Source organism: Nonomuraea sp. B12E4 (assembly GCF_039871825.1).
Taxonomy (GTDB): domain Bacteria; phylum Actinomycetota; class Actinomycetes; order Streptosporangiales; family Streptosporangiaceae; genus Nonomuraea.
The window spans coordinates 1-26244 of record NZ_JBDPME010000006.1 but is presented as its reverse complement, the minus strand read 5'-3'; the positions used below and the strand labels follow the sequence as shown (position 1 = coordinate 26244).

Here is a 26244-nt window from a genome sequence, read left to right as displayed (position 1 = left end):
CTATTACCTGGACGAAACGGTCGGGGTGGGGTCGTCCGAGGGCGGCGTGTCCGAGGGGCACATCCCGTCGATGACGATCAGCTTCACCGTCGAGCCCTTCGCCAACCACTTCCCCGCGGCCGGCACCGTCTCCAGGATCTTGCCGCAGGAGAGGCCGTTGGTGGTGCTGGTCTGGTCGACGGGCTCCGGCTGGAGCTCGACCGCCGCGACCTTGTCCTGCCCGTCCAGGAACGGCATTCCGACCACCGCGGGCACCTGCACCTTCTTGACGGTCGGCGTGACCGTGGGGGTGGGCGTCCTGGTGGGCTTCGTGACCGTCGGCGATGGGGAGGCCGTCTTATCCGGCTTGTCCGGCTCGTCCTCCTCCGTCGGCTTGGGCCGCGGCGGCCTGGTGGTCGCCGGCTCGGGATCAGGCGTCGTGGGCTCGACCGTCGGCTCTTCGGTCTCCCTGGGCGGGGGTTTGGACTCGGTCGTCTTGACCACGGGGGGTTTGTCCGTGGGCGAGGGCGTCGGCGGGGCGGCGGGCGTCATGCCCGTCAGCGCGACAGCCCCGGCACCCACTCCGAGCACCACCACCGCGGCGATGCCCGCGACCAGCCCGGTCCTGCGCGGCGCCTTGGTGCCGCGCCGCCCGCCGCCACGCCGGTCGACCACCGCCGTGGTCTCCTCCGACGGACGTTGCTGCTGGTGCGCCCCCGTCCGGTACGCCTCCGCCGGCGGCGCCATCGTGGCCCCCGTGGTGGGCATCATCTGCGGAGCGGGCACCTCCTGGCCGTTGGCGATGGCCCTGGCCGCCTCGCTCATGGCCTTGGCCGTCGGGTATCGCCGCGCCGGATCCTTCGACAGCGCGATCTCCACCAGCGTACGGACCGCCGGCGGGATCTCGGCGGGCAGCGGCGGCGGAGCCTCACGGATGTGCTTGAGCGCGATCGTGACCGCGCTGTCGCCGTCGAAGGGCCGCTGACCCACCAGGCACTCGTACGCGACCACGCCGAGCGCGTAGATGTCCACCGCGGGCGTCACAGGCGCGCCCTCGGCCTGCTCGGGCGCGCAGTACGCCGCGGTGCCGAGCACCATGCCGGCGTCGGTCAGCCGGTTGGCCATGTCGGAGCGCGCGATGCCGAAGTCGGTCAGCACCAGCGTGCCGTCGCGCTGCACGAGCAGGTTGCCCGGCTTGACGTCCCGGTGCACGATTCCCCGGTCGTGTACGGCCTGCAGCGCCGACGCGGCCTGCGCGATCAACTCCATGGCGGCCTGCGGCGGGATCCTGCCCAGCCGGGCCAGCAGCCGGTCGAGCGGTTCGCCGTCCACGAACTTCATCACCAGGTAGACGGTGTCGCCGCTTACGCCGTAGTCATAAACGTCGACGACGCCGGAGTGATTGATCGTGGCCATCGCCCTGGCTTCCCCCTGAAAGCGAGCGACGAACCCGGGGTCCTCCATACGGCCGGGAAGAAGCACTTTCACGGCGACGGTGCGCGCCAGCACGATGTCCTCGCCGCGCCACACCTCACCCATGCCACCGGCGCCGATGCGGGTATCCAGCCGATACCGCCCCGCCAGCGTCGTCCCTTGGGCCACCATGACTCCCCCGCTACCCCCCTATCTCGATAACCTCTCCCACCCCGCGATTCTCCAACAAAGCGAACTTTTGTCGCGGTGAGGTAACACAGTGGTCACGGAACCCAGAGAGTGTACGACTCACTAGTCTCACATGCCACTCAAAAGCCTCAAGCCGTATACACCCTATCCTGGGGCCTTCCTTCAGCACTTGTCCGCGTTTCCAGGAACTCAGCCTGGCGTTAGTAGGCTGATCCCCATGACGCTCGTTCCGGGGCTCCGCGCCCAGTTGCTCATCATGGTCGAAATGGAGGACACCGCGAAGAAGATCGGCAGCGGAGACGTTCCCGTCCTCGCCACGCCCCGGTTGCTCGCGCTGGCCGAGACGGCCACCGTCCGGGCCGTCGAGCGTCACCTCGAGCCAGGCCAGACCTCCGTCGGCACCCGGGTCGAGCTCGATCACCTGGCCGCCAGCCCGCTGGGCACCCACGTCCAGGTGGGTGTGGAGCTGACCGAGGTGGACGGCCGACGGCTGATCTTCGCCTTCGAGGCCCATGACCGGCGCACCGTCGTCGGCAAGGGCACCATCGAACGGGTGGTGGTCGACCGTGCCACGTTCCTCGCCCGCGCCACCCGCTGACGACCCGGGCGCCGTCCGTCACTCGATGACGGCGATCAGGTCGCCCTCCTTGATCACGTCCCCCTCGGTCACCTTGAGCTGCGCCACCACCCCGTCCTCCTCGACGATCACCGGGATCTCCATCTTCATCGACTCGAGGATGACCAGCGTGTCGCCGTCGGACACGGTGTCGCCCTCGCGGACGACGACCTGCCACACGTTCGCCACCATCTCCGCGCGTACCTCGGCCATCGAGGGCTCTCCTCTTCCCGTGTTCCAACGATCCGCCTAGGAGCGCATCCGCGCGACCAGGACCGTGTCGTAGTCGCCGCCGCGAAACTCCGCGTTCTCCAGCGGCTCCGCACAGAATGGCAGATTGCTCTCGGGTCCCGCCACGCTGAACCCGGCGACCGCCTCGACCGCCCCGTCCAGCGCCTCGGCCCTGCTCTCCCCGAGGCCGCAGAGCTTGGCCAGCAGCGGGTCGTAGAACGGGGTGACCGTGTTGCCCTGTTCATCTCCAGGAACACGAAGTCCTGCTCGCCGACGTCGACCAGGCACTCGACGGTGCCCGCGCCGAGGTAGCCGACGGCCTCGCCGGCGCGTACGGCCGCGGCCAGCAGGCGCTCGCGCAGCTCGGGGGTGATGCCGGGGGACGGCGACTCCTCGACGACCTTCTGGTGGCGCCGCCGCACCGAGCAGCCGCGCTCGCCCACCGCCAGGACCCGGCCGTCGGGCAGGCCGAGTATCTGTACCTCGACGTGGCGGGCCCGCTCGATGTAGCGCTCGACCAGCACGGCGGGCCCGTCGAGCGCGTCGCCGGAGAACCGGCTTGTACCCCTCAGACGCGGCCGCGGTCGACCACCCGGGTGAGCGCCTCGATCGCATGGGGATCGTACGCGCCGCCGCTGGACAGCCGGATGCGCTCCAGCGCCGCCCCGGCCCGGTCACGGTCGGTCGACGGCCCCACCAGGTCGTCGTAGGCATTGGCCACCTTGATGATCCGGCTCGACAGCGGCGGGTCGTCGGTGATCGGGTCGCACTGCCGCCTGACCACCTCGGCCACCCGGTCCAGCACCCCGGTCTGCCTGATCACCTCGGCACCCAGCTCGGCGATGCGCCGGGCCTGCTCCGGCTCGGCGAGCACGGTCGCGCCGCCGGGGATCGGGTCGCGCAGCGAGAGCTGGCCGATGTCGTGCATCAGCGCGGCGTATTCGAGCTCCAGCAGCTCGGGCTCGGCCATGCCCAGCTCCCTGCCGATGGCCACGGCCAGGCGGCTCACCCGGCGCGAGTGGCCGGGCTCGACGTAGCCGCCGACCTCCGTGACCCGCGACAGGGCGCGTACGGTCTGCAGGTAGGTGGCGCGGATCCCGGCGTATTTGCGGAAGGCCACCTGCGTGACGAGCAGCGGCGCGGCGAACACCAGCAGCGCGACCAGGTCCATGCTGTGCGTGGCCAGCGCGAGCAGCACGCCGGAGGAGGCCACGGCGGCGCCCAGCGGGAACGCCATGTTGATCTCGTCGCGCACCGCCACCCGGAACGCGGTGCGCACCTGCTCGGCCCGCAGCAGCGCGGCGATCAGCACGTCGATCAGCAAGGTGATCGCGATGAGCGTGACCATCACCGCGAGCGCGGGCCACCAGGTGCTGGTCGGCGGCATGGTGAGCTTGTAGAGCGGATCGGCCAGCGGCCGGAAGGCGAAGGCCAGCAACGCGCCGGTGAGCAGCCGCCGGGCCATCGCGTCCAGGCGCGGCGGCCGGCCCACGGCCAGGTGCGGGAGCGCCCCCGCCAGCATGCCGACCGCGATCACGGCGACGACCTGCAGCGCGGTGTGGTGGAGCTGGTTCTGGCTGAGGTCGAGCAACAGCGTGTAGCCGAGCGCGGCGGCGGCGCCGATGGGCGCGACCTCCCTGTTGCCCGGCATGGTCAGCCTGGCCAGCTCGCCGATCGCGATGAGCGCCCCGAACCCGACGGCGATCTCCGGGCGGTCGAGCCCGACGGCGGTCGTGTGCGCGATCCCCGCCACGGCGACCAGCCCGGCCGCGCAGATGAGCAGCAACTGGCCGGAGTCGAGCCGGCGCAGGACCGTGTTCAGCGAGCGTTCGGGACGCCTGACGCGCTCTGTGGTGATCATGGCCCGCTCACGACCTCGATGGGCATCGTCGGGTCGTCGTGGTCCTTGATCGGCGCCTCGGCGGCGTCCGGCGGCGGCGGGTCGACGCGGCGCGGGGGCTGCCATGGCTCGCGATCGAGCGCTCGGATGAAGGCGGCGACCATGACCGGGTCGAAGTGGGTGCCGGCGCTCTTGCGCAGCTCGTCCACCGCCTCGCCGACGGGCCTGGCACCACGGTAGGAGCGGTCGGAGGTCATCGAGTCGAACGCGTCGGCCACGGCGATGACCTTGGCGAACTCGGGGATCTCGTCACCGGCGAGCCCCATCGGGTAGCCGGTGCCGTCGTGGCGCTCGTGGTGGTGCATGATCCCGGCGTACGCCTCGTCGAGGAAGCCGATGCCACGCACGATCTCCAGGCCGCGCATCGGATGGAGCTGGATCGCGGCGAACTCCTCCTCGGTGAGCGGCCCGTTCTTCTGCAGCACCTTGGTGGGCACACCGAGCTTGCCCACGTCGTGCAGCATGCCCGCGTAGCGGATGGCCCGCACCCGCTCCAGGCCCATGCCGATCTCCTGGGCGATCATGGAGGAGGCGAGCGAGACGCGCGTGCAGTGGCCCCTGGTGTAGTAGTCCTTGGTCTCCACGGCCTGGCAGAGCGCGGCGATGGTGGCGTCGTAGGAGCGCTGCTGCGCGTGATACTGGCCGAACGCCCACCGGGCCACGAACAGCGGCAGCAGCACCAGCACCGCCGAGATCGACTGCACGGTCGCCCAGAGCCCGGCCACCAGCAGCCCGAACGTGCCGTAGCCGAGGTAGGACAGCAGGAACTGCACCATCCCGCGCAGTGGCACGTCGGTCGCCCCGACCCGGGTGGCCAGCGCGACCATGGTCAGCGTGAGCACGATGTTGAGCGGCACGAAGACGCCGGTGGCCGCGGCGTACGGGCCGATGAGGTCGTCGAAGGCGTTGACCTGCGGCACTCCGACCTTGCCGTCGAGCGCCTGGTAGACCCAGCCGGCCGCGTAGCCGCAGATGGCGAACTGGGCGCCGTTGAACAGCCGTTTGATCAGCGGCAGCCCCGGGCGCACGCTCAGCACCGCGGTGAGCCCCACCAGCGCGGCGCCGTCGGGGCCGATCAGCACCACGGCGGCGAGCGAGGCGGAGAAGCTCACCGACACCGCGAACTGCTCCACGTTGAGCAGCGTCGGCATCGACTCGCACACCAGGAACAGCAGGGCGAGCACCAGCAGCACGTCAAGATCCGACGGCGCCACGGGCGCGCCGGAAGTGATCACGTTGCCTACGATGAGCGCGGTCGCCACCCCGATCACGACGACCAGATAGACCCTCGCAGGCCACGGCAGATCACGCATTGCGGCCCCCTACGGTGTTCAGGTCCAGGACACCCCGCGAGGCGCCGCTCCGCCGATCAGCGCGATGGCGGCGGGCACCCGGGCGGCCGTAACCTTCAACATCCACATGCCTCCACGTCGATTTCTGGGGTTCACGCTACAGAAGACGAGGTGGTCGTATGGGCCGAGTGGGAAATCGCAAGCAAAGCGTAATCAAGCAACTACCTGGCGCGACGGCTCCTGGTCCATTCGACGGTCTTCTTCAACCCGGTCGGCAGGTCGGTGCGCGGCTCCCAGCCGAGCCCGTCGTGGGCGGGCACCGGATCCACCGCCATCGCAGGCAGGTCGCCCACGCGCGGCGGCGCGAACCCCGGCTTGTCCTGGGCGCCCGCGACGTCGGCGATGAGCGAGTGCAGCCGCCGGTCGGTGGTCTGGATGCCGGTGCCGAGGTTGAAGCGGCGGCCGTCGCCCCGGCCGCCGCACGCCCGGACGAAGCCGTCCACGACGTCATCGACGAAGACGTAGTCGCGGGTCTGCGTGCCGTCGCCGTAGAGGACCGTGGGCGTGCCGTTGAGCAGGGAGTCGGCGAAGATCGCCACCACTCCCGCCTCGCCCTCGGGCGACTGCCGCGGGCCGTAGACGTTGGAGAGCACCAGCGTGGTGTATTCGATGCCGTAGAGGGCGCGGAACGTGGCAAGGTAGGTCTCGCCGCTCAGCTTGGACGCGGCGTACGGGGATCGCGGCTCGGGCACGGCGTCACCCGGCACGGGGATGGTCACCGACCGGCCGTAGACGGCCACGGAGGAGGCGAACACCACCTTGCGCGTGTGCCCCGCCCGGGCGGCGGCCAGCACGGCCACGGTGCCCTCCACGTTGATCCTGGCGTCGTGCACCGGGTCGCTGACACTCTTTCGCACGCTGATCTGCGCGGCCAGGTGGCAGACGACCTCCGGCTGCCGCTCGGCGAACAGGCCGCCCAGCGCGGGATCGCGGATGTCGAGCGCGTGCAGCCTGAACCGGTCGTCGGCCACCGCCTGCTCCAGGTTGTCCCTGCTCCCTGTGGAGAGGTCGTCCACCACATCGACCTCATGGCCGTCGGCCAGTAGGCGATCGACAAGATTCGAACCGATGAACCCGGCGCCCCCGGTGATCAACACGCGCATGGGCAGAATCCTAGTCCGCCAGCTCGGCCCTCACCCGCGCGATACGCGCCAGCACCTTGGAACGGAGGTCGGCGGGCACCGGATCGCAACCGCAGTGCTTGGCCACGAGCGCCTTGATCGCCTTGTCCAGGTCATATTCCTGCAGGCACGGGCCGCACTCGTCGAGGTGCACGCGGATCTCGACCACATCGCCCTCGGTCAGCTCACCGTCGAGATAGGCGTAGACCTTGTCGAGCACCTCGCGACAGTCCGTGTCGTGCGGGTTGCCACAGCTCATTTCGATCCCTCCGCCGGGACCAGACCGCGCTCGCGAGCGTAATCCTCAAGGAGGCCCCGGAGCTGCCTGCGTCCTCTGTGCAGCCTCGACATCACCGTGCCGATCGGAGTGTTCATGATGTCGGCGATCTCCTTGTAGGGGAAGCCTTCGACGTCGGCCAGGTAGACCGCGATCCTGAACTCCTCGGGCAGCACGGCGAGCGCCTGCTTGATGTCCCCGTCAGGCAGGTGCTCCAGCGCCTCCACCTCGGCGGACTTCAGGCCGCTCGAGGTGTGGGACTCGGCCCGCGCGAGCTGCCAGTCCTCGATCTCCTCGGTGCCCGACTGCTTCGGCTCGCGCTGCTTCTTGCGGTAACTGTTGATGAAAGTGTTGGTCAGGATCCGGTAGAGCCACGCCTTGAGGTTGGTGCCCTGCTGGAACTGGTGGAAGGACGCGAACGCCTTGGCGAAGGTCTCCTGCAGCAGGTCCTCCGCGTCCGCGGGATTCCGGGTCATCCGGAGCGCCGCGGAGTAGAGCTGATCGAGATACGGCATGACGTCGCGCTCGAATCGCTCGCTTCGCTGCTCCAGCGTCTCCGCGCCTGTCGCGGGCACCGGACCCACCCCCCTAAGATCACCGGTGGCCGGCTGTGGCGGAACACCGTACTCAGGGGAGGATACCCGCTGGCCGCCGACCTGGTGTTCGGCGGGCTGGGGTCTGAGCAATGTGAGCATGCTCGTCGCAACACACCCGCGCCCTTGTCTGTTCCCGCAAGATAGAAGGTACGAAGGACCCGGTGCGGGGAACGTCCATACGTACCGGCTGGTAGCCCTTTTTCCGGAACTCAGGAGTCGCGTGTGCTGCCCATTCCGGCCGAGGAACTGAACGGCTCAGGGACGCTCGGGCCGTACTGGACCTTCTACCGCGCCGTCGCCGCCGAGCAACTGAACCGCTGGCTCCCCGGTGAGCCCTCCGTGATCCTCGATCTCTCCGGCGGCCGCGGGCGATGGTCCGGCCAGGCCTCCAGGGCGGGGCACCGCGTGATCGAGGTGCTTGACTTCCGCAGGACGGTGGACGCGCAGTCCCGCCTGCGGGACGCCGACCGGGTGCGTCACATACGCGCCGACGACCTGGCCTTCCTGCCGGACGCGAGCGTGGACGCGGTGCTGGCCGAGGAGCGCGCCATGTCGATCGAGCTCATGGCGGAGTCGGCGATGAACGACGTGGCCAGGGTGCTGCGGCCGGGCGGGCGGGCGCTGGTGTGCGTCGACTCGCTGGTGCTGGGCATGGCCATCCTGGCCGAGCAGGAGCAGTGGCAGCACCTGCGCCAGACGGGCGAGGTCATGCTGGTGCCGTGGCCGGACGGCAGCATCACCCGGTGCTTCAGCAGCGGCCAGTTGCGCGAGCTGCTGATGGGCGCCGGGCTGGAAGTGGAGTGGGTGCGGCCGCGTACGGTGCTGTCGCCGTCCACGGTCGACCACGTGCTCGGGTCGGACACCCGGTCACTGACCTGGCTGGTCCGCACCGAACTCGAGGCCCATCCGGACGACGACGACACAGTCGGCATCCACCTGGTGGCCAGCGCCCGCAAAAGCGCCTGACCGCGGGCGCTCTTGATGGCAGGCGCTCTGAACGGCGGGCGCCCTTGACGGCAGGCGTCCTGACGACGGGCGCCCGCGAGGGCTGGCCGTTCGGCGCAAAAAGTTGAGCCGCCGCTGCCGGAGCCGCCGTTCTTCGTGGCCGGCGGCCTGTTCGGCGACTAGCGGCGGCGCTCTCTCTTGCCCTGGCACTGCACGCAGCGCGCCGCCTCCGGGCGCGCTTCGAGCCGGCCCTCCGGGACCGGCCTGTGGCAGTCGACACACTGGCCGTACGTGCCTTCTTCGACGCGTTTCAGCGCCTCGATGACCGCGCGCCGCTGTGCGGTGGCCACGGTGAGCATGGCCTGCGCGCGATCGGCGTCTGTCAGGTCTGAGCCCGCGTCGGCTGCGGAATGCTCGCGTACGGCGACAGGGTCTCCCTGCAGGACCCCGATCGAGCGGTCCAATTCCGCGAGCATGTCTTCCAGCCGCTCACGAGCGGTCGTGACGTCCACGAATCCGCACCTCCGGGTGAAATGAGGGCAACCCGCAGCGTGGACTCCCCGGTTGTCCCGCCCGGTGCAATTGGGGGATTTTTTTGGCGGTGAAACCGAGTGAACGGATGCATCGCTTTCCTCACCGGATGCCCAATTACCGCGCTTCTTACACCTTTAGAAGAGCGCTGTTTCCCCGTCGTCCATCAGAGGTTTGATGAGGTCTGGGCCGTTGTTCCGGACATTGTTGACGTCCGTCGAGACCGGATACGCGGTGAGCCTCCCCTGATCGGCGGGCACCAGCAGTCCCGAGGCCCGCTCGATGTCGGTCAGCTTGGGATCGAGCCATTCGGCCCAGCGGTCGCGTTCGATCATCATGGGCATCCGGTCATGGATGCGGCCGATCTCGTCCTCGGCCTGGGTGGTGATGACGGTGCACGTGACCAGCCACTTGAGCGGGTCGTCGTCGTCGCGCGAGGGGTCCTTCCAGAACTCGTACAGCCCGGCCATGGCCAGCACCCCGCCGTCTTCGGGGTGGATGAAGTACGGCTGCTTCTTCTTCTCGCCCTCGACCGGCATCCATTCGAAGTAGCCGTCGGCCGGGAGCAGGCACCTGCGCCTGGCGAACGCCTGACGGAACGACGGCTTCTCCGCCACCGTCTCGATCCTGGCGTTGATCAGCCTGGACCCGATCGACGGATCTTTTGCCCAGGCGGGCACCAGGCCCCATTTCACGGTCCTGAGCTGGCGTATCGCTCGTTCGGCCGCTTTGGGGGCCTCTTTGGGGACGCGGCTCAGCACGGCGTAGACATTCTTGGTGGGCGCGACATTGTAGTCGGCGCCAAGTTCCGTTTCCGGATCGCCGTCGAGCTCGACCTCGAACTCCTCCAGCAGCTCATGCTTCTTTCGCGCCGAGGCGTATCTACCGCACATGTCCCCACATTGCCACGTCGAAGTTCCGCCCGCATATCCAGTTCCAGCCCACACACTCCGCCTCCCCACAGAAGCCCCCACCCTCCGGCCCCGGAGACGTCGTCTCCCCCGCACCCCCGGTGTCCAGAACCCCGCAGCCACGACATGCCCCGAGCTCGTCCCTCACCTCCAGCGAACCCTCAGCACCGAAACCCCCGCCCTCATCCCTACGACACCGCCGAAGCCCCTCCAGCACCGCCGAATTCCCAACTCCCCAGCACGCCCACAGAAGTCATCGGATCGCTAAAAATCACCCCCTGGCTTCCTGCTCCTCCTCCGGCTTCCGACGATCCCGCAGAGTCGTCATCGGCTTCGTCATCCACAAGCCCCCAGCGCCACAGGGCCGTCATCCACAGGCTGTGACCCACCCCCACCAGGGCCAGTAGTCTTTGACCATGCCCGCTCCGCACTGGCCAGCACCCACGGCGACCGCCCCGGTCACCGCCACCGTCCCGTTGCCCGGCTCCAAGTCGGTGACCAACCGCGCGCTCCTGCTCGCCGCCCTCGCCGACGGCCCCGGAGTCGTCCGCCGGGCGCTGCGCAGCCGAGACGCGGACCTGATGGCGTCCGCGCTGAGGGCACTGGGCACGACCCTGGTGGCGTCCAACGAGACGAGCGCGGCGGTCGACTGGCAGGTGACCCCGGGCCCGATCCGCGGCGGCGCGCACATCGACGCCGGGCTGGCGGGCACGGTCATGCGTTTCGTCCCGCCGGTGGCCGCCCTGGCCGACGGGCCGGTGTCCTTCGACGGCGACCCGCACGCCCGCAAGCGTCCGATGGGTCCGATCCTCGACGCCCTGCGTTCGCTGGGGGCGCGGATCGACAACGACGCGCTGCCGTTCACGATCAGTGGCCCGCTGACGGGCGGCGAGGTCACCCTGGACGCGTCGGGATCGTCGCAGTTCGTGTCGGGGTTGCTGCTCACGGCGGCACGTTTCGAGAAGGGCGTCACGATCCGCCACGTGGGCCCGCCGGTGCCCTCACAGCCGCACATCGAGATGACCGTGCAGATGCTCAGGGCAGTGGGCGTCAGGGTGGACGACAGCGAGCGCGACGTGTGGCGGGTCGAGCCCGGCCCGATCACGGCCAGGGACACGACGGTGGAGCCCGACCTGTCCAACGCCGCCCCGTTCCTGGCCGCCGCCCTGGTGACCGGCGGTTCGGTCACGATCCCCGCCTGGCCCCTGCGGACCACCCAGCCGGGCGACGCCCTGCGCAACCTACTGACGATGATGGGCGCCACAGTCGCCCGCCGCGACGCCCCCACCGGCGCCACCGACCTCGTGGTCACCGGCACGGGTGAGATCTCCGGCATCGATGCCGATCTGCACGACGTGGGCGAGCTGACCCCGACGATCGCCGCCCTGGCCGCGCTCGCCACCACACCGAGCCGCATCCGGGGCGTGAGCCATCTGCGCGGCCACGAGACCGACCGCCTGGCGGCGCTGGTCACGGAGATCAACCAGCTGGGCGGCGACGCGGAGGAGACCGACGACGGCCTGATCATCCGCCCGCGCCCGCTGCACGGCGGCGTGTTCCACAGCTACGACGACCACCGCATGGCCACGGCGGGCGCCGTGATCGGCCTGACGGTGCCCGGCCTGGCGGTGGAAAACATCGCGACCACCGCCAAGACCCTCCCGGAGTTCACCCAAATGTGGGCGGCGATGCTGGAATCCCGATGACCGAGCCCGCTTGCCGGGCGGCCCCGTCTGGTTTCGCAGGGGAAGCGCCGGGCACTTCGGAAATGGGCGGCGCGTGCTTGTGCTGACAAGCCGCCGGCCACATGGCGACAAAGACGTTCAGGGCGCGAACGCTCGGCTGGACACCAACGTTCAGCAGAGCGAGCACGCCCAGCAGGACACCAACCCCCCGCTGAGCAAGCACACCCAGCAGAGCAAATACGCTCCGCAGAGCAGGCACGCCCCGAAGAACGGGCATGTCTACCAGGGCAAGCACCCTCGACAGGGCAGGCCCCCTCGACAGAGCGAGCACGCCGAGCAGGGCGAAACCGTAAAGCGGGACGGAAACGTTCTGCAGGGCGAAAACGTTCAACAGGACAACACCACCCGCCACCGGGTGGCGAACCACCGGCTCCACCGGCTCCACCACCGGCCACCATTAGCATCACCACCGGCGGCGCCAGCCGCTCACGGCGGCGAGCCGTCTCGGTCAGGCGATTCCGGGCGGTTCGTTCCCGCAACCTACCGATGACGCCAGGGCGAACGCAGCCCCTTCCCCCGATGAGCAGCATCCACAGCCCGATGAAAGGAACGCGAGCGCATGGGAGCAGACCGCTGAGGAAGCGGGAATACGACGAGGACGACGTACGGGTCAGGCCGAGCAAGGGCTCCAGGCCACGGACGCGGATCCGTCCTGCGCACGAGGACGCCGTCGAGGGTTTCGTGGTGGCCGTGGACCGGGGCCGCTACACGACCCTGGTCGAGCCGGAGCGCCCGAGGGGTTCGGCCCAGAAGCGCAAGCCGCCGCAGCGACGCCTGGTGGTCGCGATGAAGGCGCGCGAGCTGGGCCGCAAGGGCATCGTGGTGGGCGACCGGGTCGCCCTGGTCGGCGACGTGTCGGGCCGGCCCGACACCCTGGCCAGGGTCGTACGCGTGGAGCCCCGCAGCTCGATGTTGCGCCGCTCGGCCGACGACACCGAAGACACCGACGGCATCGAACGCCCGGTCGTGGCCAACGCCGACCAGCTCGTCATCGTGACCGCCCTGGCGGACCCGCCGCCCCGGCCCCGCATGATCGACCGGATCCTGGTGGCGGCGTTCGACGCCGAGATCGACACGCTGCTGTGCCTCACCAAGTCCGACCTGGCCCCGCCTAACGAGCTGGTGGCCCTGTACGAGCCCCTCGGCGTCCCGCATGTCGTCGTGCGGAAAGGCGGCTCACTGGAGGAGCTTCGCGACCAACTGACCGGCCGCACCAGCGTCCTGGTCGGCCACTCGGGCGTCGGCAAGTCCACCCTGGTCAACGCCCTGGTGCCGGCCGCCAACCGTGCCGTCTCCCAGGTCAACGCCGTGACCGGCCGCGGCCGCCACACCTCCACCTCGGCCGTGGCCCTGGAACTGCCGGACGGCGGCTGGATCATCGACACGCCCGGCGTCCGCAGCTTCGGCCTGGCGCACGTGTCGGTGGAGACGGTCCTGGCCGCGTTCCCCGACCTCATCGAGGGCACCGTCAAGTGCCCCAAGGGCTGCACCCACCTGGACGAGGACTGCGCCCTGGAAGCCTGGGTGGCCGCCGGCAACGCCGACCCTGCCCGCCTGGAGTCCCTCCGCCGCCTCCTGGCCAGCCGCGAAGGCACCCCCGACGACACTCCCCGACCCCAAGGCCCGGCCCAGCCCGAACTCCCAGACCAGAATTGACCCCGGCCCCCGGCCCCCGGCCGGACTCCGTACGCCGGACCCCCGGACCTGGACCCCCGGACCTGGACACCCGGACCTGGACACCCGGACCTGGACACCCGGACCTGGACACCCGGTCGGGCCGAAGTTCGGACCTGGGCACCGCGGTCCAGGCCCGGGCACCGGAGCCGGGCCGGGGCCCAGACCTGGGCGCCCCGGTCAGCCTCGGTTGGGGCGCAGTGTCCACGTCACGTTCAGGACGCAGACCACTTCCCCATCCCCGTTCCGTACATCCACCGCCACGTCGAACTCCGGCCGCTCCCCCGCATCCAGCGCCCCTACGACGCCCTCCCGAGCCCTCAGCACCCGAGCCTCGGCCCGCACCTCCCCCTTGGCCACTTTCCGGTATTCGACCCGCGCGGACGTGGCCAGCGGCACCGCCCGCTCGAGCTGATCCCCGAAGACCGACAGCATCGCGGCCCCCGACGCCGTCTCGGCAAGGGTGAAGAGTGCGCCCGCGTGCGGCCCGGCCACGTGATTGTGCAATTCCTCCCGATCGGGCAGCCGGCAAATGGCCCGCCCATCCCCCACCGAATCCCACGCAATACCCAAAGTCCTAGCAAACGGGACCATTTCCAGCAGCAAAGCTCCGACATCAAGTGACATACGCGACATGCTACCGACGAGTAACTGGGACGAGAGTTACCAGAAAGGGGCCGTTGGTGACTGATGTTCGGTATACCCGACACGGTAGCGTGGGCCATCGTGCAGGGTTATAACGATGATCTCCGCTTGGCCCACGTCATGGCGGACGCCGCCGACGACCTGACCATGCGACGGTTCAAGGCGGTCGATCTCAAGGTCGACACCAAGCCCGACCTGACCCCGGTCAGCGACGCCGACCGCACCGTGGAGGAGGCCATCCGCGGCACGCTGCGCCGAGCCCGGCCGCGCGACGCCGTCGTGGGCGAGGAGTTCGGCAAGACCGGCTGGGGCGCCAGGTCGTGGATCATCGATCCCATCGACGGCACCAAGAACTACGTACGCGGCGTCCCCGTCTGGGCCACCCTGATCGCCCTCATGGAGTACGGCAAGGTCGTCGTGGGCCTGGTCTCGGCCCCCGCGCTCGGCCGGCGCTGGTGGGCGGCGGCCGAGGGCGGCGCGTGGACGGGCAAGAGCCTGACCAAGGCCTCCCGCATGCAGGTGTCCTCCGTGTCCACCCTGGAGGACGCGTCGTTCTCCTACTCCAGCTTCGGCGGCTGGGAGAAGACCGGCAGGCTGGACAACTTCCTCGACCTCAGCCGCGCCTGCTGGCGCACCAGGGCTTACGGCGACTTCTGGTCCCACATGATGGTCGCCGAGGGCTCGGTGGACCTGTCGGCCGAGCCCGAGCTGTCGCCGTGGGACATGGCGGCGCTCACCGTGATCGTCGAGGAGGCCGGCGGCGTGTGGAGCGACCTCGCCGGCGTACGGGGCCTGGAAGGCGGCAGCCTCATCTGCACCAACGGCACCCTGCACGACGAGGTCCTCGGCCGCCTCAACGGCACCGTTCGCTAACGCCCGCGCGTCCGCCGCAACCCGGCCTCGGACTGGATGGCAGCGGTCGCGGCGTTCATCTCCCGTTCATCCTTGTACGTCACATTCCCCTCGTACGTGACCCCGTCCGGCGGGCTGTCGTGACCCACCGGATCGGCGTCCCAGGCGTTCCCCCGATAGATCACGTTCCGCAGCGGCGGCGCGACCGTCAGAACGGCGGTGTTGTCGCCCCGCATGACCACGTTCCCCTCGACGGTCACCCATGAGGCCCCGTAGTCGGTGTAAAGCGCGAAGTTGTACGGCGTCCGCGTGTCCTTGATGACGTTCCCCCGCACTACGGCCCCGTTGTCCCACGAGTCCCCTTGGGTCCCGGACAGATAGATCCCACCCCCGTCGGCCAGCACCTGCATGGTGTCCACGGTCAGGTTGCGCAAGATGTGCGCCCCCTCACCGGGCCCGACGACGATGCCACAGTGCGGAACGTCGTTGATCTCGTTGTTCACCACGCGACATCCCGACACCCCTGACACGGTGATCGCCGGTGATCCGCTGTATTCGACCGCCACGTGGTGAACCCAGTTGTCCTCCACCACCGTCCCCCGCCCTCCGGACACCGTGATGGCCGAGGCGGACAAGGAGTCGAAGTCGCATCCCCGCACCACGACCCCGTCCCCACCGGAGATCCCCAGCCCGGACGCCCCCAGCCGGGTGAACCGGCACCCCTCGACCAGCACCCCCGCCGCGTCCTCGACCCGCACGCAGGCGGGGATGACGGCCGACGCCACCGGATACGTCACCGACGCCCCCTCGCCCAGGTGGGCCGTCTCGACACCGCCGCCCTCGTAGTAGCCGCTGCCGTGATAGTGCAGGAACCCCTCCGCACGGCTCGGACGCGTCCAGGTGGCCTCGGCGAACACCAGCCCCTTGAACGCCACATCCCGCGCCCCCGCGACCCTCACCAGGGTCTCCAGGACCGGCGTCACCACCCGCGTACGCACGGGGTCCTCCCCCGGCCGAGGCCGGTAGAGCAGCACGCCACGCGAACGATCGAGCACGAAGGCCCCCGGCGAGGTGAGGAAACTCGCGTCGTTCTCGATCCGGGTCGGCAGCCCCGGCCCGCGAGAGGTGTTGCCGTCCCAGGTGGCGTTGTACAGCTCGTACGCCCACCGAAACCCAGGCTGCGCCATGGTCACCACGGCCGATTCCCCGTCCTCCGCGACCCCGGCCACCCCGCATCGCGCCTCGGTCCAGGGATAAACCTCGCGGTAGACGAACTCGACGTCCTCCGGATTCCGCCATCCGAGCGCCTGCGTGACGTAACCCGTCTCATTCGTGCTCGGAGAGCCGGGCAGCCCGGAGATGGAGGCCCGCGGAACCCGCTCCCCGTCCACGTAGAGCTGCCGGGTGTCGAGCCCACCGACCTCGGCCGTCCACACTCCGTCCCGCTCCTCCCACCCGCCGATCGGGCGGCCGCCGCTCACCGTGGGCTCCTCCTGCTCGGCGGTCCCGTAGCCGTGGGCCTGGAAGACGACCCCGGAGTCCGCCTCGGTGAGCTCCAGCGGCCGGGTCAGCAGGTGGGTGCCGCCCCGGAGCTGGACGACGGCGTCACCACCCACCGCGCGAGCCGCCGCCTGGGCACGTTCGAGGCTGGCGAACGGGCGGTCGAGTGAGCCGGGCCAGGAATCGCTGCCGTCGGGCGCGACGTGGAACCGGAACATCTGCGTCCTCCTTTGCAGTTTATGCCGTACACGTAGTAGTACACCATAAACAAGGAGGACGCACATGACAACGGGCGGGGACGATCCCGACCGCAGGGTGGAGCTGCTGTGGCGGGCGCGGGAGCACGAGCCGCGCCCCGGCCTGAGCCTGGCCAGGATCGTGCGCGCCGCCGTCGAACTGGCCGACGCCGAGGGTCTGGACGGCCTGTCGATGCGCAAGGTCGCCGACCGCCTCGGCTTCACGACCATGTCGCTCTACCGCCACGTACCCGGCCGCGACCAGCTCGTGGAGCTGATGCGCGACCACGTCCTCGGTGAGCACCCAACCGTGCGAACCGCCCGGGAAGAGGCCCGAACCACGCAAACAGCCGACCGAACCATCGAGGAAGAGGCCCTGGCCACCCCAACACCCGACCGAACCACCGAGGAAGAGGCCCGAACCACCCCAACAACCGACCTAACCGAGCAGACGGCCGGAAAGCCCGCGACGGAGACCTGGCGGGACCGGCTGGCCACCGCCGTCCATCAAGCCTGGCAGATCCGCAAGAGACACCCCTGGCTGGCCGAGATTCGCGGCACCCGCCACCTCCCCGGACCCAACGCCGTCGCCCACTACGACTACCTGCTCAGCACCCTGACCGACACCGCACTCAAGCCGTCCGAGGTGATCGCCGCCGTCGGCCTGGTCGGCCGCTTCGTGGACGCCGAGGCGCTGACCCTGGTCGAGACCCAGCGCGAGGAGCGCCGCAGCGGTGTCTCCGAGCAGGAGTGGTGGGGCGCCCGCGACTCCCTTTACGCCCACCTCGACCGCTACCCCACCCTCAGCAGCCTGTGGAGGTCGGGCGGCTGGCACCACCCGGAGGACTCCTTCGAGTTCGGCCTGCGCCGCCTCCTCGACGGCATCGAAGCCCTCATCCAAGAACGTGACGAAAAGCGTGACGAAATCTGCCAGGAATGCGGCCGCCCCTTGGACCCCACCCCCACGGGCCGCCCCCGCGTCTACTGCTCCCGGGCCTGCCGCCAGCGCGCCTACAGACGCCGCACACGCTAGAGCCAGGCACCGCACACGCTAGAGCGCCAGCACCCGCCGCACGGCGTTCATCAAGGCATCCCGATAGCCTCCGCCGAACAGAACCACGTGCACGAGCAGCGGATGCAGCTGATGTAGCGGCACCCGCTCCACCCACCCCTCCGCCGGCGGCCACTCCTCCCGATAGGCCCCCAGCACCCGATCCAGGTATGGCAACCCGAACAGCTCCAGCATGGCCAGATCCGTCTCTCGATGCCCCCCGTGCGCGGCGGGATCGATCAGCACCCCCGACCCCCCGGACCACAACACGTTCCCGCTCCACAGATCCCCGTGGATCCGGGCGGGCGGCTCGGCCGGCCCCGCGACCTCGGCGAAGCGCTCCACGGCCCGCTCGACCAGGGCGACGTCCGCCGCGGGCAACCGGGCGATCCGCAGGAACGGCAGCACCCGCCGCGAGCCGTAGAACGCGGGCCAGTCGGGCGCGGCCGAGTTGTCCATCGGCAACTCGGCGATGAACCCCGGCCACGGCGCCCCGAAACGCGCCGCCCCGGCCCGGTGCATGGCGGCCAGCGCACGCCCGAACCGCTCGGCGGCCCCCGGGGACGGCGGCTCCTGGCGTACCCAGGACAGGACGAGCCGGTCCGCGCCGACCTCCACCACCTCGGGCACCGCGATCGCCTCGCCCAGCCACCGCAGCCCGGCCGCCTCCGACGCGAACACCTCGGATGCCGCCCCCGTCTTCGCGAACACCTCGCGCCCGTCGTCGAGCAGCCCCCGCTGGAGCCGCCACCCGTGCGAGGCGCCCAGGTCGCTAACCGATCTCATCGGCAATGTGCTTGGCCACCCCCTCGGAAGCCGCCTCGACCAGGGCGAGCACCTCCTCGAACCCCTCACGCCCCCCGTAGTACGGATCGGGCACCTCGGCCTCGGGCGGCGCCGCCGGATCGAACGAGCGGAACAGCCGCACCTCCACGTCCGGGGGCGCCAGCCGGCGCAGGGTGACCTGGTTGTCTCGGTCCATCGCGAGAACCAGATCGTAACGGGCGAACCAATCCCTGGTGAACTGCCGGGCCCGGTGCACCGTTCCGTCGTAACCATGTTGGGCGAGGATGGCCAGCGCACGCTCGTCCATGGGGTCTCCCACGTGCCAGCCGCCCGTCCCCGCGCTCTCGACGGTGACCCGTTCGCCCAGGCCACGTTCATTGAGCGTGTGGCGGAGAACGATCTCCGCCATCGGTGACCGGCAGATGTTTCCCATGCACACCAGGCATACGCGATACGTCATAGCACCCATCATGGCGGCGACCTGGCGCGTTCACCGAACGTTCACCCTGGGTAGGGGGTCTGGGTCACCTTGGCTGCATAACTTCATGGCGACTAAGGACCAAGTGGGAGGACCCAACCGTGAAGTATGCAAGCCGGCTCGCCGCCGTCGCCGTTGTCGGCGCGCTCTCGCTCGCTGCGTGCGGCACTGATGACAACACGCCCGCAGGCAGCGGCACCACGACCTCCGCCACCGCCTCCGCGGGCAGCGACGCTGGTCTGAGTGGCACGATCAACGCCGCGGGCTCCTCTGCCCAGGCCAACGCGATCACCGAGTGGACGAAGAACTTCACGGCCACCAACCCGGGCGTCACTCTTAACTACCAGCCCAGCGGCTCCGGCGCGGGCGTGCAGTCGTTCATCCAGGGCACCGTCGCCTTCGCCGGCTCCGACTCGGCGCTCAAGGACGACGAGCCCGCCCAGGCCGACGCCCGGTGCAAGACCGGCAAGGCGATCAACATCCCGATGGTGACCGGCCCGGTCGCGGTCGTCTACAACCTGCCCGGCGTCGACGGCCTGCAGCTGTCCCCCAAGACGCTCGCCGGCATCTTCAACAGCACGATCACCAAGTGGGACGACGCCGCGATCAAGGCCGACAACCCGAACGCGACGCTGCCGTCCGTCCCGATCCAGGCGTTCCACCGCTCTGACGAGTCGGGCACCAGCGACAACTTCACCAAGTTCCTCAAGGCCACCGCCGAGTGGCCCTACGAGCCCGCCAAGGCGTGGCCCGCCGAGGCCAAGGGTCAGGGTGCCAAGGGCTCCGACCAGATCGCCGCCTCGGTGAAGGACACCGAGGGCGCGGTCAGCTACGTCGAGCTCTCCTACGCCGAGAACTCCTCGCTGCAGAAGGCCAAGGTCGCCAACGGCGCCGGCGAGTTCGTCGAGCTGACCGCCGAGAGCGCGGCCAAGACCGTCGAGACGGCCGAGATCAAGGGCACCGGCAACGACCTGGCCCTGTCGATCGACTACGCCACCAAGACCGCGGGCGCCTACCCGATCGTCCTGGTGACCTACGAGATCACCTGCGAGAAGGGCCTGTCGGCCGAGGAGTCGAAGCTGGTGAAGGGCTTCCTCACCTACACCGCCAGTGACGAGGGCCAGGCCGCCCTGAAGGAGCTGGGCTACGCCCCGCTGGCCGGCACCCTGCTCACCAAGGTCCGTTCCGCGGTCGAGGCGATCTCCTAACGACCGATGGCGACCAACACCAAAACCCGTGACGGCGGGCCGGCCATGGGCCGGTCCGCCTCGCGGCGCACCCACGGTGAAGGACTGTTCCGGTTCCTCTCCACCGCGGCGGGCGTCGTCCTGCTGGCGATCATGGCGGCCATCGCCGTGTTCCTCATCAGCGAGGCCATCCCCGCCCTGCAGGCGAACGAGGGCAGCTTCTTCGGCGACCTGATCTGGGAGCCCAACAGCAGCAAGGTGTTCGGCATCGGCGCCCTGGCCTTCGGCACCGTGCTCAGCTCCGCGCTCGCCCTGGTCATCGCCACCCCCATCGCGGTCGGCGTCGCGCTGTTCATCTCCCACTACGCCCCCCGCCGGCTGGCCGCGCCGCTCGGCTACCTGATCGACCTGCTCGCCGCCGTCCCCAGCGTGGTCTACGGCCTGTGGGGCGTGACGTTCCTGGTGCCGCTGCTGCGCACGCCGTCACAGTGGCTGAACGAGAACCTCGGCTGGTTCCCGCTGTTCGGCGGCGAGGGCATCATCGGGGGCAAGACCATGCTCGCGGGCGCGGTCGTCCTGGCGATCATGATCCTGCCGATCATCGCGGCCATCTCCCGCGAGGTCTTCCTGCAGGCGCCGAAAATGAACGAGGAAGCCGCCCTGGCACTCGGCGCCACCCGCTGGGAGATGATCAGGATGGCGGTCCTGCCCTTCGGCCGCCCGGGCGTCATCAGCGCCGCGATGCTCGGCCTCGGCCGGGCCATGGGCGAGACCATCGCGGTCGCGCTGATCTTCCCCGCGACCTTCGACATCTCCTTCCAGATCCTCACCCCGCACGCCAACAGCATCGCCGCCAACATCGCCAACGGCTTCGGCGAGGCCAACGAGGTCGGGCGCGGCGCCCTCATCGCCTCCGGCCTGGTGCTGTTCGTCATCACGTTGCTGGTCAACACGGGCGCCCGTCTGATCATCAACCGCCGCAAGGAATACGCGAGGGCAGGCGCATGACGACGACAATGACAGGGATCCGGCACATCTCGGCGGGCCGCAGGTTCAAGGACCGCTTCGTCAAGGGCCTGGTCTACCTCGCCTTCGTGCTGGCCGTGGTGCCGCTCGTGTCGGTGCTCTGGCTGGTCATCTCCAACGGCCTGGCCCGCTTCGACATGGAGTTCCTGACCCACTCCATGCGCGGCATCGGCGCCAGGGACATCGGCGGCGGTGCCTACCACGCGATCATCGGCACCCTGGAACAGGTCCTGCTCGCGTCCGTCATCTCGGTCCCGATCGGCCTGCTCACCGCGATCTACCTGGTCGAATACGGCGAGGGCGGTCGGCTGAGCCGCGCCATCAGCTTCTTCGTGGACGTCATGACCGGCGTCCCTTCCGTCGTTGCCGGCCTGTTCGTCTTCGCGTTCTGGATCCTGTTCCTGGGCTTCCAGTTCTCCGGCTGGGCGGGCGCGCTCGCGCTGTCCATCCTGATGATGCCGACCGTGGTCAGATCGGCCGAGGAAATGCTCCGGCTGGTGCCCAACGACCTGCGCGAGGCCTCATACGCGCTGGGCGTGTCCAAGTGGCGCACCATCGTCAAGGTCGTGCTGCCGACGGCGTTCACCGGCATCGTCACCGGTATCATGCTGGCCGTCGCCAGGGTAGCCGGCGAGACGGCACCGCTGCTGATGACGGTGTTCTTCACCAACTCCATCAACAACGACCCGTTCACGGGGCCGCAGATGGGCCTGCCGCTCTTCGTCTTCGACCAGGCGGCCCGCCCCAACGACACCGCCATCGACCGGGCGTGGACCGGCGCGCTCACGCTCATCTTGATCGTCATGCTGCTCAACCTGGTAGCGCGCCTGATCGCCTGGTGGCGCGCACCTGCCAGGGGCCGATAGGGGGTAACCGCCACAATGTCCAAGCAGATCCAGGTCTCGGGTCTCGACGCGTACTACGGGTCGCACAAGGCGATCGAGGACGTGTCGATGACCATCGAGCCTCGCTCGATCACCGCGTTCATCGGCCCGTCCGGATGCGGTAAGTCGACGTTCCTGCGCACGCTCAACCGCATGCACGAGGTGATCCCTGGTGCTCGCGTGGATGGCAAGGTGCTGCTCGACGGCGAGGACCTGTACGGCCCCACCGTGGAGCCCGTCTCCGTCCGCCGCCTGATCGGCATGGTCTTCCAGCGCCCCAACCCGTTCCCCACGATGTCGATCTACGAGAACGTGGCCGCCGGGCTCCGGCTCAACGGCCGCATCAGCAAGTCGAAGCTCGACACGATCGTGGAGGAGTCGCTGCAGGGCGCCAACCTATGGAACGAGGTCAAGGACCGCCTCAACAAGCCCGGCGCGGGCCTGTCCGGCGGTCAGCAGCAGCGGCTCTGCATCGCCCGGGCCATCGCGGTCAAGCCGCAGGTCCTGCTGATGGACGAGCCCTGCTCAGCGCTCGACCCGATCTCCACGCTGGCCATCGAGGACCTCATGGCCAAGCTGAAGGACCAGTACACGATCGTCATCGTGACGCACAACATGCAGCAGGCCGCTCGGGTCAGTGACCGGACGGCGTTCTTCAACCTGGCCGAGCAGGGCAAGCCCGGCAAGGTCATCGAGATGGACGAAACGTCCCGCATGTTTACCAATCCATCTCAGAAGGCGACGGAGGACTACATCACGGGGCGCTTCGGCTGATGACCCAACAGCAGGCGGCATCCACGATGAACGGGGACACGAGGACAAAGCCCGTACTGCTCATCGCCGATCCCGATGGCGCCGTGGTGGAGGAGTTGGCCACCGCCCTCGAACGCGAGGGGGTGGCCGTCACCGGCGTGCCCGACGGAGCCCAAGGGCTGCTGCAGGCGGGCGCCATGCAACCGGACGTGGTGCTCGTCTCGGCCGCGCTTCCGGTCATCGACTCGGTGGAGTTCGTCCGCGCGGTGCGCCTGGCCAGAGCCGTACCGGTCCTGCTCGGCGTCGGCGAGGGCCATGCCGAGCAGGCCGTACGCGCGCTCGCCGCGGGTGCGGCGGCCTGCGTGGCCCGGCCCTACCGGGTCGCCGAGTTGCTGCCGTTCATCCAGGCGGCCTCGCCCGAGTCCCGCAAGGTCCTCGCCGTCGGCGGGGTCGAGCTGGACGTGCAGGCCTACCAGGTGCGCGTCGGCGGCCGGACCGTGCACCTCCCGCTGCGGGAGTTCGAACTGCTGCAGTATCTGATGCGCAACGCCGACCGTACGGTCACCCGGGAGCAGATCATGCGCCACGTGTGGCACGCGGCGGCGACCACCTCGACGAACACGATCGCCGTCCACGTCAAACGCCTGCGCGCGCGGCTGGGCGACGAGGACGACCAGCTCATCCAGACCGTACGCGGGGTGGGCTACCGTCTCGTCACGCCGAGCATTTCCGGAACGACTGCATAATCCTCCGCACTACGCCTTCGACGGTCGCCATGCCGTACCCAACCTCGGGACTACCCTCAGTGAGTACGGCAATGGCGTAGTCGCGCCCCTCGCCTCGGACCAGGCCCACGCTGATCGTCGCCCAGAGCTTGTTCGACACCCGCTTGAGCCAGCCGTTCTTCAGCGCCACCCGGTCGCCCTCGCACGCCGCGACGCTGACGCCCCAGTCCTGCCCGTCGACGACCGCGCCCATGAGCCTGAGCACCTGGTCGCGCTCCTTCCTCCGGAGCGGGCCTTTCCCGGACACGAGGGCCTGCATGAGGCGGACCTGGTCTTCCGCGGACGTACGGGTGATGCCCCAGCAATACAGGTCCACGCAGTCGCCGGGCACGCCCTGCGTGTGCTTGAGTCCGAACCGCCTGCCCGCCTCGGTGAACCCGGCGGCACCTCCGATCCGGAGCCAGAGCCGGTCGGCCGCCTGATTGTCGCTGTGGCGGATCATCAGCTCGGCATCGCGCCTGACATCCCCGGACAGCTTCTCCCACGGCGTCTTGAGCAACAGCGCCAGCAGGATCTGCACCTTGGCCGAACTCGCCGTGATCATGCTCTCACCCGCGTGGTACCGATAGACCCGCCCGGTCGCCAGATCCTTGACCATCGCGCTGACCGGCCCCGGCCGGCCCGCCAGATAGCGGTTCAGTCGCCTGTCGATCTCCTTGACCGGGACCGGGCGGAGATTCTCCACCCCCGCGGTCTCCTCGAGCTTCCCCAGGAGCGCCTCCTGAGCCCCGGACACCTTCGCCATGCGTGTCAGGTCACCTGGCACGGAAGCGGCCGCCTGCGACCCCTCTGAGACGTCCCGGGGCGGCGTAATGAGCGGCAGGGCCAGGGCGATCGCGATGACCAACCGTGGTATCGCCCGTCCCCAGCCCCCGATCACCCAAGCATTATCACGAAAAATCCAGACACATCGCTAGACTCCAGTAGCCAGGAGTCTCGCGACTGCATCGTCGTCACACGAGTCCCAGAAGCCACCCACGACATCCTCCAGGTGCTGCAGCGACTCGGCTCTGAACAGCACATCCTGATATTTCGTGATGTCGTACTCGGTCGCCCCCATGGCCCCCAGCTCCAGCGGCCGGATGTCCATGCCACGGAACTCCTCGATCTCCCCGTACGACGACAGGATCCCCGCCCCGTACGCCTTGAGATCGCGCCCCTCCGCCATCACCCCGAACTCCATGGTGAACCAGAACACCTTCGACACGAACTCCAGCGCCTCCTCCCCCTCGACCCGCCGCGCGGCCTGCCCGGCCAGGCGGTAGAGGGCGGCGTACCGGGGGTGCGCCAGGGCGTTGGCGTGCCCGATCACCTCGTGGATGACGTCGGGCTCGGGCGTGTAGAAGGGCACGGAGTGGTGCCTGACGTACTGCGTCGAATGGAAGAACCCGTCCGCCAGCACCCCGTAGAACTCCCGCAACGGCACCAGCCCCGCCGCCGGCCGATACCGGAACCCGGTCAGCGGCTCCAGCAGCTTGGACACCTCCTCCAGCTGCGGGACCCGGTCCTGAGGCAGCCCCAGCCGAGCCGCGCCGTCAAGGTATTCACCGGTGGCGTACGTCTGGTGCTTGACCCCCAGCTCCCTGGCGACCATCTCCCACACCGCATGCTCCTGCTCGCTGTACTCGGCCGAGGGGATAGGCGTCCCCGGCTCGTAGTCCAGCGCCAACTGCGCGATGGCGTTCCGCCGCTCCCGGTACACCGGATCAGCGAACCCCGGATGGGACGCGGCCAACTCCACCACCACCGACCCATCCTCCTGGGCAGCGACCGGGGCGAAGTACTGGGCTTCCTCAAACATGCCTCAAATGACACCAAACGCGGCTTTTTCTGGCAAGAGCGGCCAGTTCAACTGCGCGATACGCTAGCTTCCGTACTCCCAAACAGCTATTTTCTGGACGAATCGCACAGCCTTCGGAGTGACCTCGGATGGACGACCTCGATGCCCGCCTCCTCGTGACCATGCGCGCCCACCCTCGCATCGGCCTGACCGAGCTGGCCCGCCTCCTCGGCGTGGCCAGGGGCACCGTCCAGGCCCGCGTGGAGAAACTGACGACCAGGGGCGTGATCGAGAATTTCGGCCCAACGGTCTCCCCCGCCCACGCCGGCCACCCCATCCTGGCCTTCGTCTGGCTGCAGATCGCCCAGGGCCGGCTCGCGGAGGCGGTCGACGCCCTGAACGCCGTTCCCCAGATCCTGGAGGTCCACGGCACGAGCGGTCAACACGACCTGCTGTGCCGAGTGGTGGCCCGCACCACCGAGCACCTCCAGGAGATCATCGCCCACATCCTGACGTCCCCGGCGGTACAGCGCACCGACACCACGATCGCCCTGTCCACCCAGATCCCCTTCCGCATAGAGCCCCTTCTGCAGAACCTCTAACGGAAACAAAAAAGAGGGGGTCCGACACCCTCAAGGTGTCGAACCCCCTCACAAAGATTGTCCGGCGGCGACCTACTCTCCCACACCCTCCCGAGTGCAGTACCATCGGCGCTGAGAAGCTTAACTTCCGGGTTCGGAATGTAACCGGGTGTTTCCTCCCCGCCATAACCGCCGTAAC

At 69.3% G+C, this 26244-nt stretch carries 29 protein-coding genes, 1 rRNA gene and 1 pseudogene; 12 read left to right on the top strand and 19 right to left on the bottom strand.

From position 1 onward, the window contains the following. Positions 1-3 precede the first annotated feature (3 nt). Positions 4-1584, bottom strand: coding sequence for a protein kinase (locus ABGB18_RS15990; protein WP_347696277.1), 1581 nt, complete (start codon positions 1582-1584; stop codon positions 4-6). Between the two features lie 235 nt (positions 1585-1819). Between ABGB18_RS15990 and ABGB18_RS15985 the strand changes: the two genes are divergently transcribed. Continuing rightward, a complete protein-coding gene (locus ABGB18_RS15985; protein ID WP_347696276.1) occupies positions 1820-2200 on the top strand; it encodes a thioesterase family protein in 381 nt (126 codons plus the stop codon). 18 nt (positions 2201-2218) lie between these two features. On the opposite strand, the gene ABGB18_RS15980 is transcribed toward ABGB18_RS15985, so the two are convergent. The 8 genes and pseudogenes from ABGB18_RS15980 to ABGB18_RS15945 all read right to left on the bottom strand — a co-directional run bounded on the left by ABGB18_RS15980 (position 2219) and on the right by ABGB18_RS15945 (position 7683). Next, the gene (locus ABGB18_RS15980; protein ID WP_347696275.1) at positions 2219-2431 is read right to left on the bottom strand and encodes a biotin/lipoyl-binding carrier protein; all 213 of its coding nucleotides are present in this window, start codon (positions 2429-2431) and stop codon (positions 2219-2221) included. Positions 2432-2467: 36 nt separating this feature from the next. After that, entirely contained in the window at positions 2468-2737 is a 270-nt protein-coding gene (locus ABGB18_RS15975; protein ID WP_347696274.1) for a hypothetical protein, read from the bottom strand. A gap of 8 nt (positions 2738-2745) precedes the next feature. Next, positions 2746-2973 (bottom strand): annotated as a pseudogene (locus ABGB18_RS15970) (biotin carboxylase); the annotation flags it as partial. Positions 2974-3017: 44 nt separating this feature from the next. Beyond that, entirely contained in the window at positions 3018-4310 is a 1293-nt protein-coding gene (locus ABGB18_RS15965; RefSeq protein WP_347696273.1) for an HD domain-containing phosphohydrolase, read from the bottom strand. After that, positions 4307-5662, bottom strand: coding sequence for an HD-GYP domain-containing protein (locus ABGB18_RS15960; protein WP_347696272.1), 1356 nt, complete (start codon positions 5660-5662; stop codon positions 4307-4309). Before ABGB18_RS15960 ends, ABGB18_RS15965 begins: the two co-directional genes overlap by 4 nt. A 200-nt stretch (positions 5663-5862) precedes the next feature. Next, positions 5863-6804 (bottom strand): NAD-dependent epimerase/dehydratase family protein, encoded by a 942-nt coding sequence (locus tag ABGB18_RS15955; protein ID WP_347696271.1) that lies wholly within the window; start codon positions 6802-6804, stop codon positions 5863-5865. A 10-nt stretch (positions 6805-6814) separates the two neighbouring features. After that, on the bottom strand, positions 6815-7081 hold the full coding sequence (gene rsrA / locus ABGB18_RS15950; RefSeq protein WP_347696270.1) for a mycothiol system anti-sigma-R factor: 267 nt from the start codon (positions 7079-7081) through the stop codon (positions 6815-6817). Continuing rightward, on the bottom strand, positions 7078-7683 hold the full coding sequence (locus ABGB18_RS15945) for a sigma-70 family RNA polymerase sigma factor (protein ID WP_347696269.1): 606 nt from the start codon (positions 7681-7683) through the stop codon (positions 7078-7080). The genes rsrA and ABGB18_RS15945 overlap by 4 nt, the downstream gene beginning before the upstream one ends. Positions 7684-7917: 234 nt before the next feature. Between ABGB18_RS15945 and ABGB18_RS15940 the strand changes: the two genes are divergently transcribed. Next, entirely contained in the window at positions 7918-8661 is a 744-nt protein-coding gene (locus tag ABGB18_RS15940; RefSeq protein WP_347696268.1) for a methyltransferase domain-containing protein, read from the top strand. Between the two features lie 158 nt (positions 8662-8819). On the opposite strand, the gene ABGB18_RS15935 is transcribed toward ABGB18_RS15940, so the two are convergent. Further along, the gene (locus tag ABGB18_RS15935; protein ID WP_347696267.1) at positions 8820-9152 is read right to left on the bottom strand and encodes a TraR/DksA C4-type zinc finger protein; all 333 of its coding nucleotides are present in this window, start codon (positions 9150-9152) and stop codon (positions 8820-8822) included. A gap of 156 nt (positions 9153-9308) precedes the next feature. Further along, on the bottom strand, positions 9309-10064 hold the full coding sequence (locus ABGB18_RS15930) for an SOS response-associated peptidase (protein ID WP_347696266.1): 756 nt from the start codon (positions 10062-10064) through the stop codon (positions 9309-9311). Between the two features lie 434 nt (positions 10065-10498). On the opposite strand from ABGB18_RS15930, the gene aroA reads away from it, so the two are divergent. After that, positions 10499-11788 carry a 3-phosphoshikimate 1-carboxyvinyltransferase gene (gene aroA, locus ABGB18_RS15925; RefSeq protein ID WP_347696265.1) on the top strand — a complete coding sequence of 430 codons (1290 nt, stop codon included), beginning with the start codon at positions 10499-10501 and terminating at the stop codon, positions 11786-11788. Here aroA and ABGB18_RS15920 read toward each other — a convergent pair. Continuing rightward, positions 11751-12212: a hypothetical protein gene (locus ABGB18_RS15920; RefSeq protein ID WP_347696264.1), complete on the bottom strand. Its 462-nt coding sequence runs from the start codon at positions 12210-12212 to the stop codon at positions 11751-11753. The two genes, aroA and ABGB18_RS15920, sit on opposite strands and share 38 nt — an antisense overlap. A gap of 155 nt (positions 12213-12367) precedes the next feature. Between ABGB18_RS15920 and rsgA the strand changes: the two genes are divergently transcribed. Beyond that, complete coding sequence (gene rsgA / locus ABGB18_RS15915; protein ID WP_347696263.1) at positions 12368-13483, top strand: ribosome small subunit-dependent GTPase A; 1116 nt, start codon at positions 12368-12370, stop codon at positions 13481-13483. 198 nt (positions 13484-13681) lie between these two features. Here the strand turns inward: rsgA and ABGB18_RS15910 are convergent, their stop codons facing one another. Next, a complete protein-coding gene (locus ABGB18_RS15910) occupies positions 13682-14137 on the bottom strand; it encodes a DUF4442 domain-containing protein (RefSeq protein ID WP_347696262.1) in 456 nt (151 codons plus the stop codon). A 90-nt stretch (positions 14138-14227) separates the two neighbouring features. On the opposite strand from ABGB18_RS15910, the gene hisN reads away from it, so the two are divergent. After that, a complete protein-coding gene (hisN, locus tag ABGB18_RS15905) occupies positions 14228-15019 on the top strand; it encodes a histidinol-phosphatase (protein ID WP_347696261.1) in 792 nt (263 codons plus the stop codon). Here the strand turns inward: hisN and ABGB18_RS15900 are convergent. After that, on the bottom strand, positions 15016-16716 hold the full coding sequence (locus ABGB18_RS15900; RefSeq protein ID WP_347696260.1) for a right-handed parallel beta-helix repeat-containing protein: 1701 nt from the start codon (positions 16714-16716) through the stop codon (positions 15016-15018). The two genes, hisN and ABGB18_RS15900, sit on opposite strands and share 4 nt — an antisense overlap. A gap of 64 nt (positions 16717-16780) precedes the next feature. Here ABGB18_RS15900 and ABGB18_RS15895 point away from each other — a divergent pair, with 64 nt between their 5' ends. After that, the gene (locus tag ABGB18_RS15895; protein ID WP_347696259.1) at positions 16781-17767 is read left to right on the top strand and encodes a TetR/AcrR family transcriptional regulator; all 987 of its coding nucleotides are present in this window, start codon (positions 16781-16783) and stop codon (positions 17765-17767) included. An 18-nt stretch (positions 17768-17785) separates the two neighbouring features. Here ABGB18_RS15895 and ABGB18_RS15890 read toward each other — a convergent pair whose 3' ends face one another. Together ABGB18_RS15890 and ABGB18_RS15885 are read right to left on the bottom strand one after the other, a co-directional pair. Next, positions 17786-18571: a fructosamine kinase family protein gene (locus ABGB18_RS15890; RefSeq protein WP_347696258.1), complete on the bottom strand. Its 786-nt coding sequence runs from the start codon at positions 18569-18571 to the stop codon at positions 17786-17788. Next, positions 18558-19031, bottom strand: a complete 474-nt coding sequence (locus ABGB18_RS15885; protein ID WP_347696257.1) for a low molecular weight protein-tyrosine-phosphatase — start codon at positions 19029-19031, stop codon at positions 18558-18560. Before ABGB18_RS15885 ends, ABGB18_RS15890 begins: the two co-directional genes overlap by 14 nt. 119 nt (positions 19032-19150) lie before the next feature. On the opposite strand from ABGB18_RS15885, the gene pstS reads away from it, so the two are divergent. From pstS to ABGB18_RS15860, 5 genes are read left to right on the top strand one after another with little or no spacing between them, the layout of a single operon-like run. Then, the gene (pstS, locus tag ABGB18_RS15880; protein WP_347696256.1) at positions 19151-20257 is read left to right on the top strand and encodes a phosphate ABC transporter substrate-binding protein PstS; all 1107 of its coding nucleotides are present in this window, start codon (positions 19151-19153) and stop codon (positions 20255-20257) included. A 6-nt stretch (positions 20258-20263) separates the two neighbouring features. Next, positions 20264-21244, top strand: a complete 981-nt coding sequence (gene pstC / locus ABGB18_RS15875; protein ID WP_347696255.1) for a phosphate ABC transporter permease subunit PstC — start codon at positions 20264-20266, stop codon at positions 21242-21244. Further along, the gene (gene pstA / locus ABGB18_RS15870; protein ID WP_347696254.1) at positions 21241-22128 is read left to right on the top strand and encodes a phosphate ABC transporter permease PstA; all 888 of its coding nucleotides are present in this window, start codon (positions 21241-21243) and stop codon (positions 22126-22128) included. The genes pstC and pstA overlap by 4 nt, the downstream gene beginning before the upstream one ends. Positions 22129-22143: 15 nt before the next feature. After that, complete coding sequence (pstB, locus tag ABGB18_RS15865) at positions 22144-22920, top strand: phosphate ABC transporter ATP-binding protein PstB (RefSeq protein ID WP_347696253.1); 777 nt, start codon at positions 22144-22146, stop codon at positions 22918-22920. A gap of 26 nt (positions 22921-22946) precedes the next feature. Further along, complete coding sequence (locus ABGB18_RS15860; protein ID WP_347696252.1) at positions 22947-23645, top strand: response regulator transcription factor; 699 nt, start codon at positions 22947-22949, stop codon at positions 23643-23645. On the opposite strand, the gene ABGB18_RS15855 is transcribed toward ABGB18_RS15860, so the two are convergent. Together ABGB18_RS15855 and ABGB18_RS15850 are read right to left on the bottom strand one after the other, a co-directional pair. Then, on the bottom strand, positions 23614-24429 hold the full coding sequence (locus ABGB18_RS15855; protein ID WP_347696251.1) for a serine hydrolase: 816 nt from the start codon (positions 24427-24429) through the stop codon (positions 23614-23616). The two genes, ABGB18_RS15860 and ABGB18_RS15855, sit on opposite strands and share 32 nt — an antisense overlap. Before the next feature lie 168 nt (positions 24430-24597). After that, complete coding sequence (locus tag ABGB18_RS15850) at positions 24598-25485, bottom strand: phenylalanine 4-monooxygenase (RefSeq protein ID WP_347696250.1); 888 nt, start codon at positions 25483-25485, stop codon at positions 24598-24600. 128 nt (positions 25486-25613) lie between these two features. On the opposite strand from ABGB18_RS15850, the gene ABGB18_RS15845 reads away from it, so the two are divergent. Beyond that, entirely contained in the window at positions 25614-26066 is a 453-nt protein-coding gene (locus ABGB18_RS15845) for an Lrp/AsnC family transcriptional regulator (RefSeq protein WP_347696249.1), read from the top strand. 59 nt (positions 26067-26125) lie between these two features. On the opposite strand, the gene rrf is transcribed toward ABGB18_RS15845, so the two are convergent. Then, positions 26126-26242 (bottom strand): 5S ribosomal RNA (rrf, locus tag ABGB18_RS15840). Positions 26243-26244: the final 2 nt, after the last annotated feature.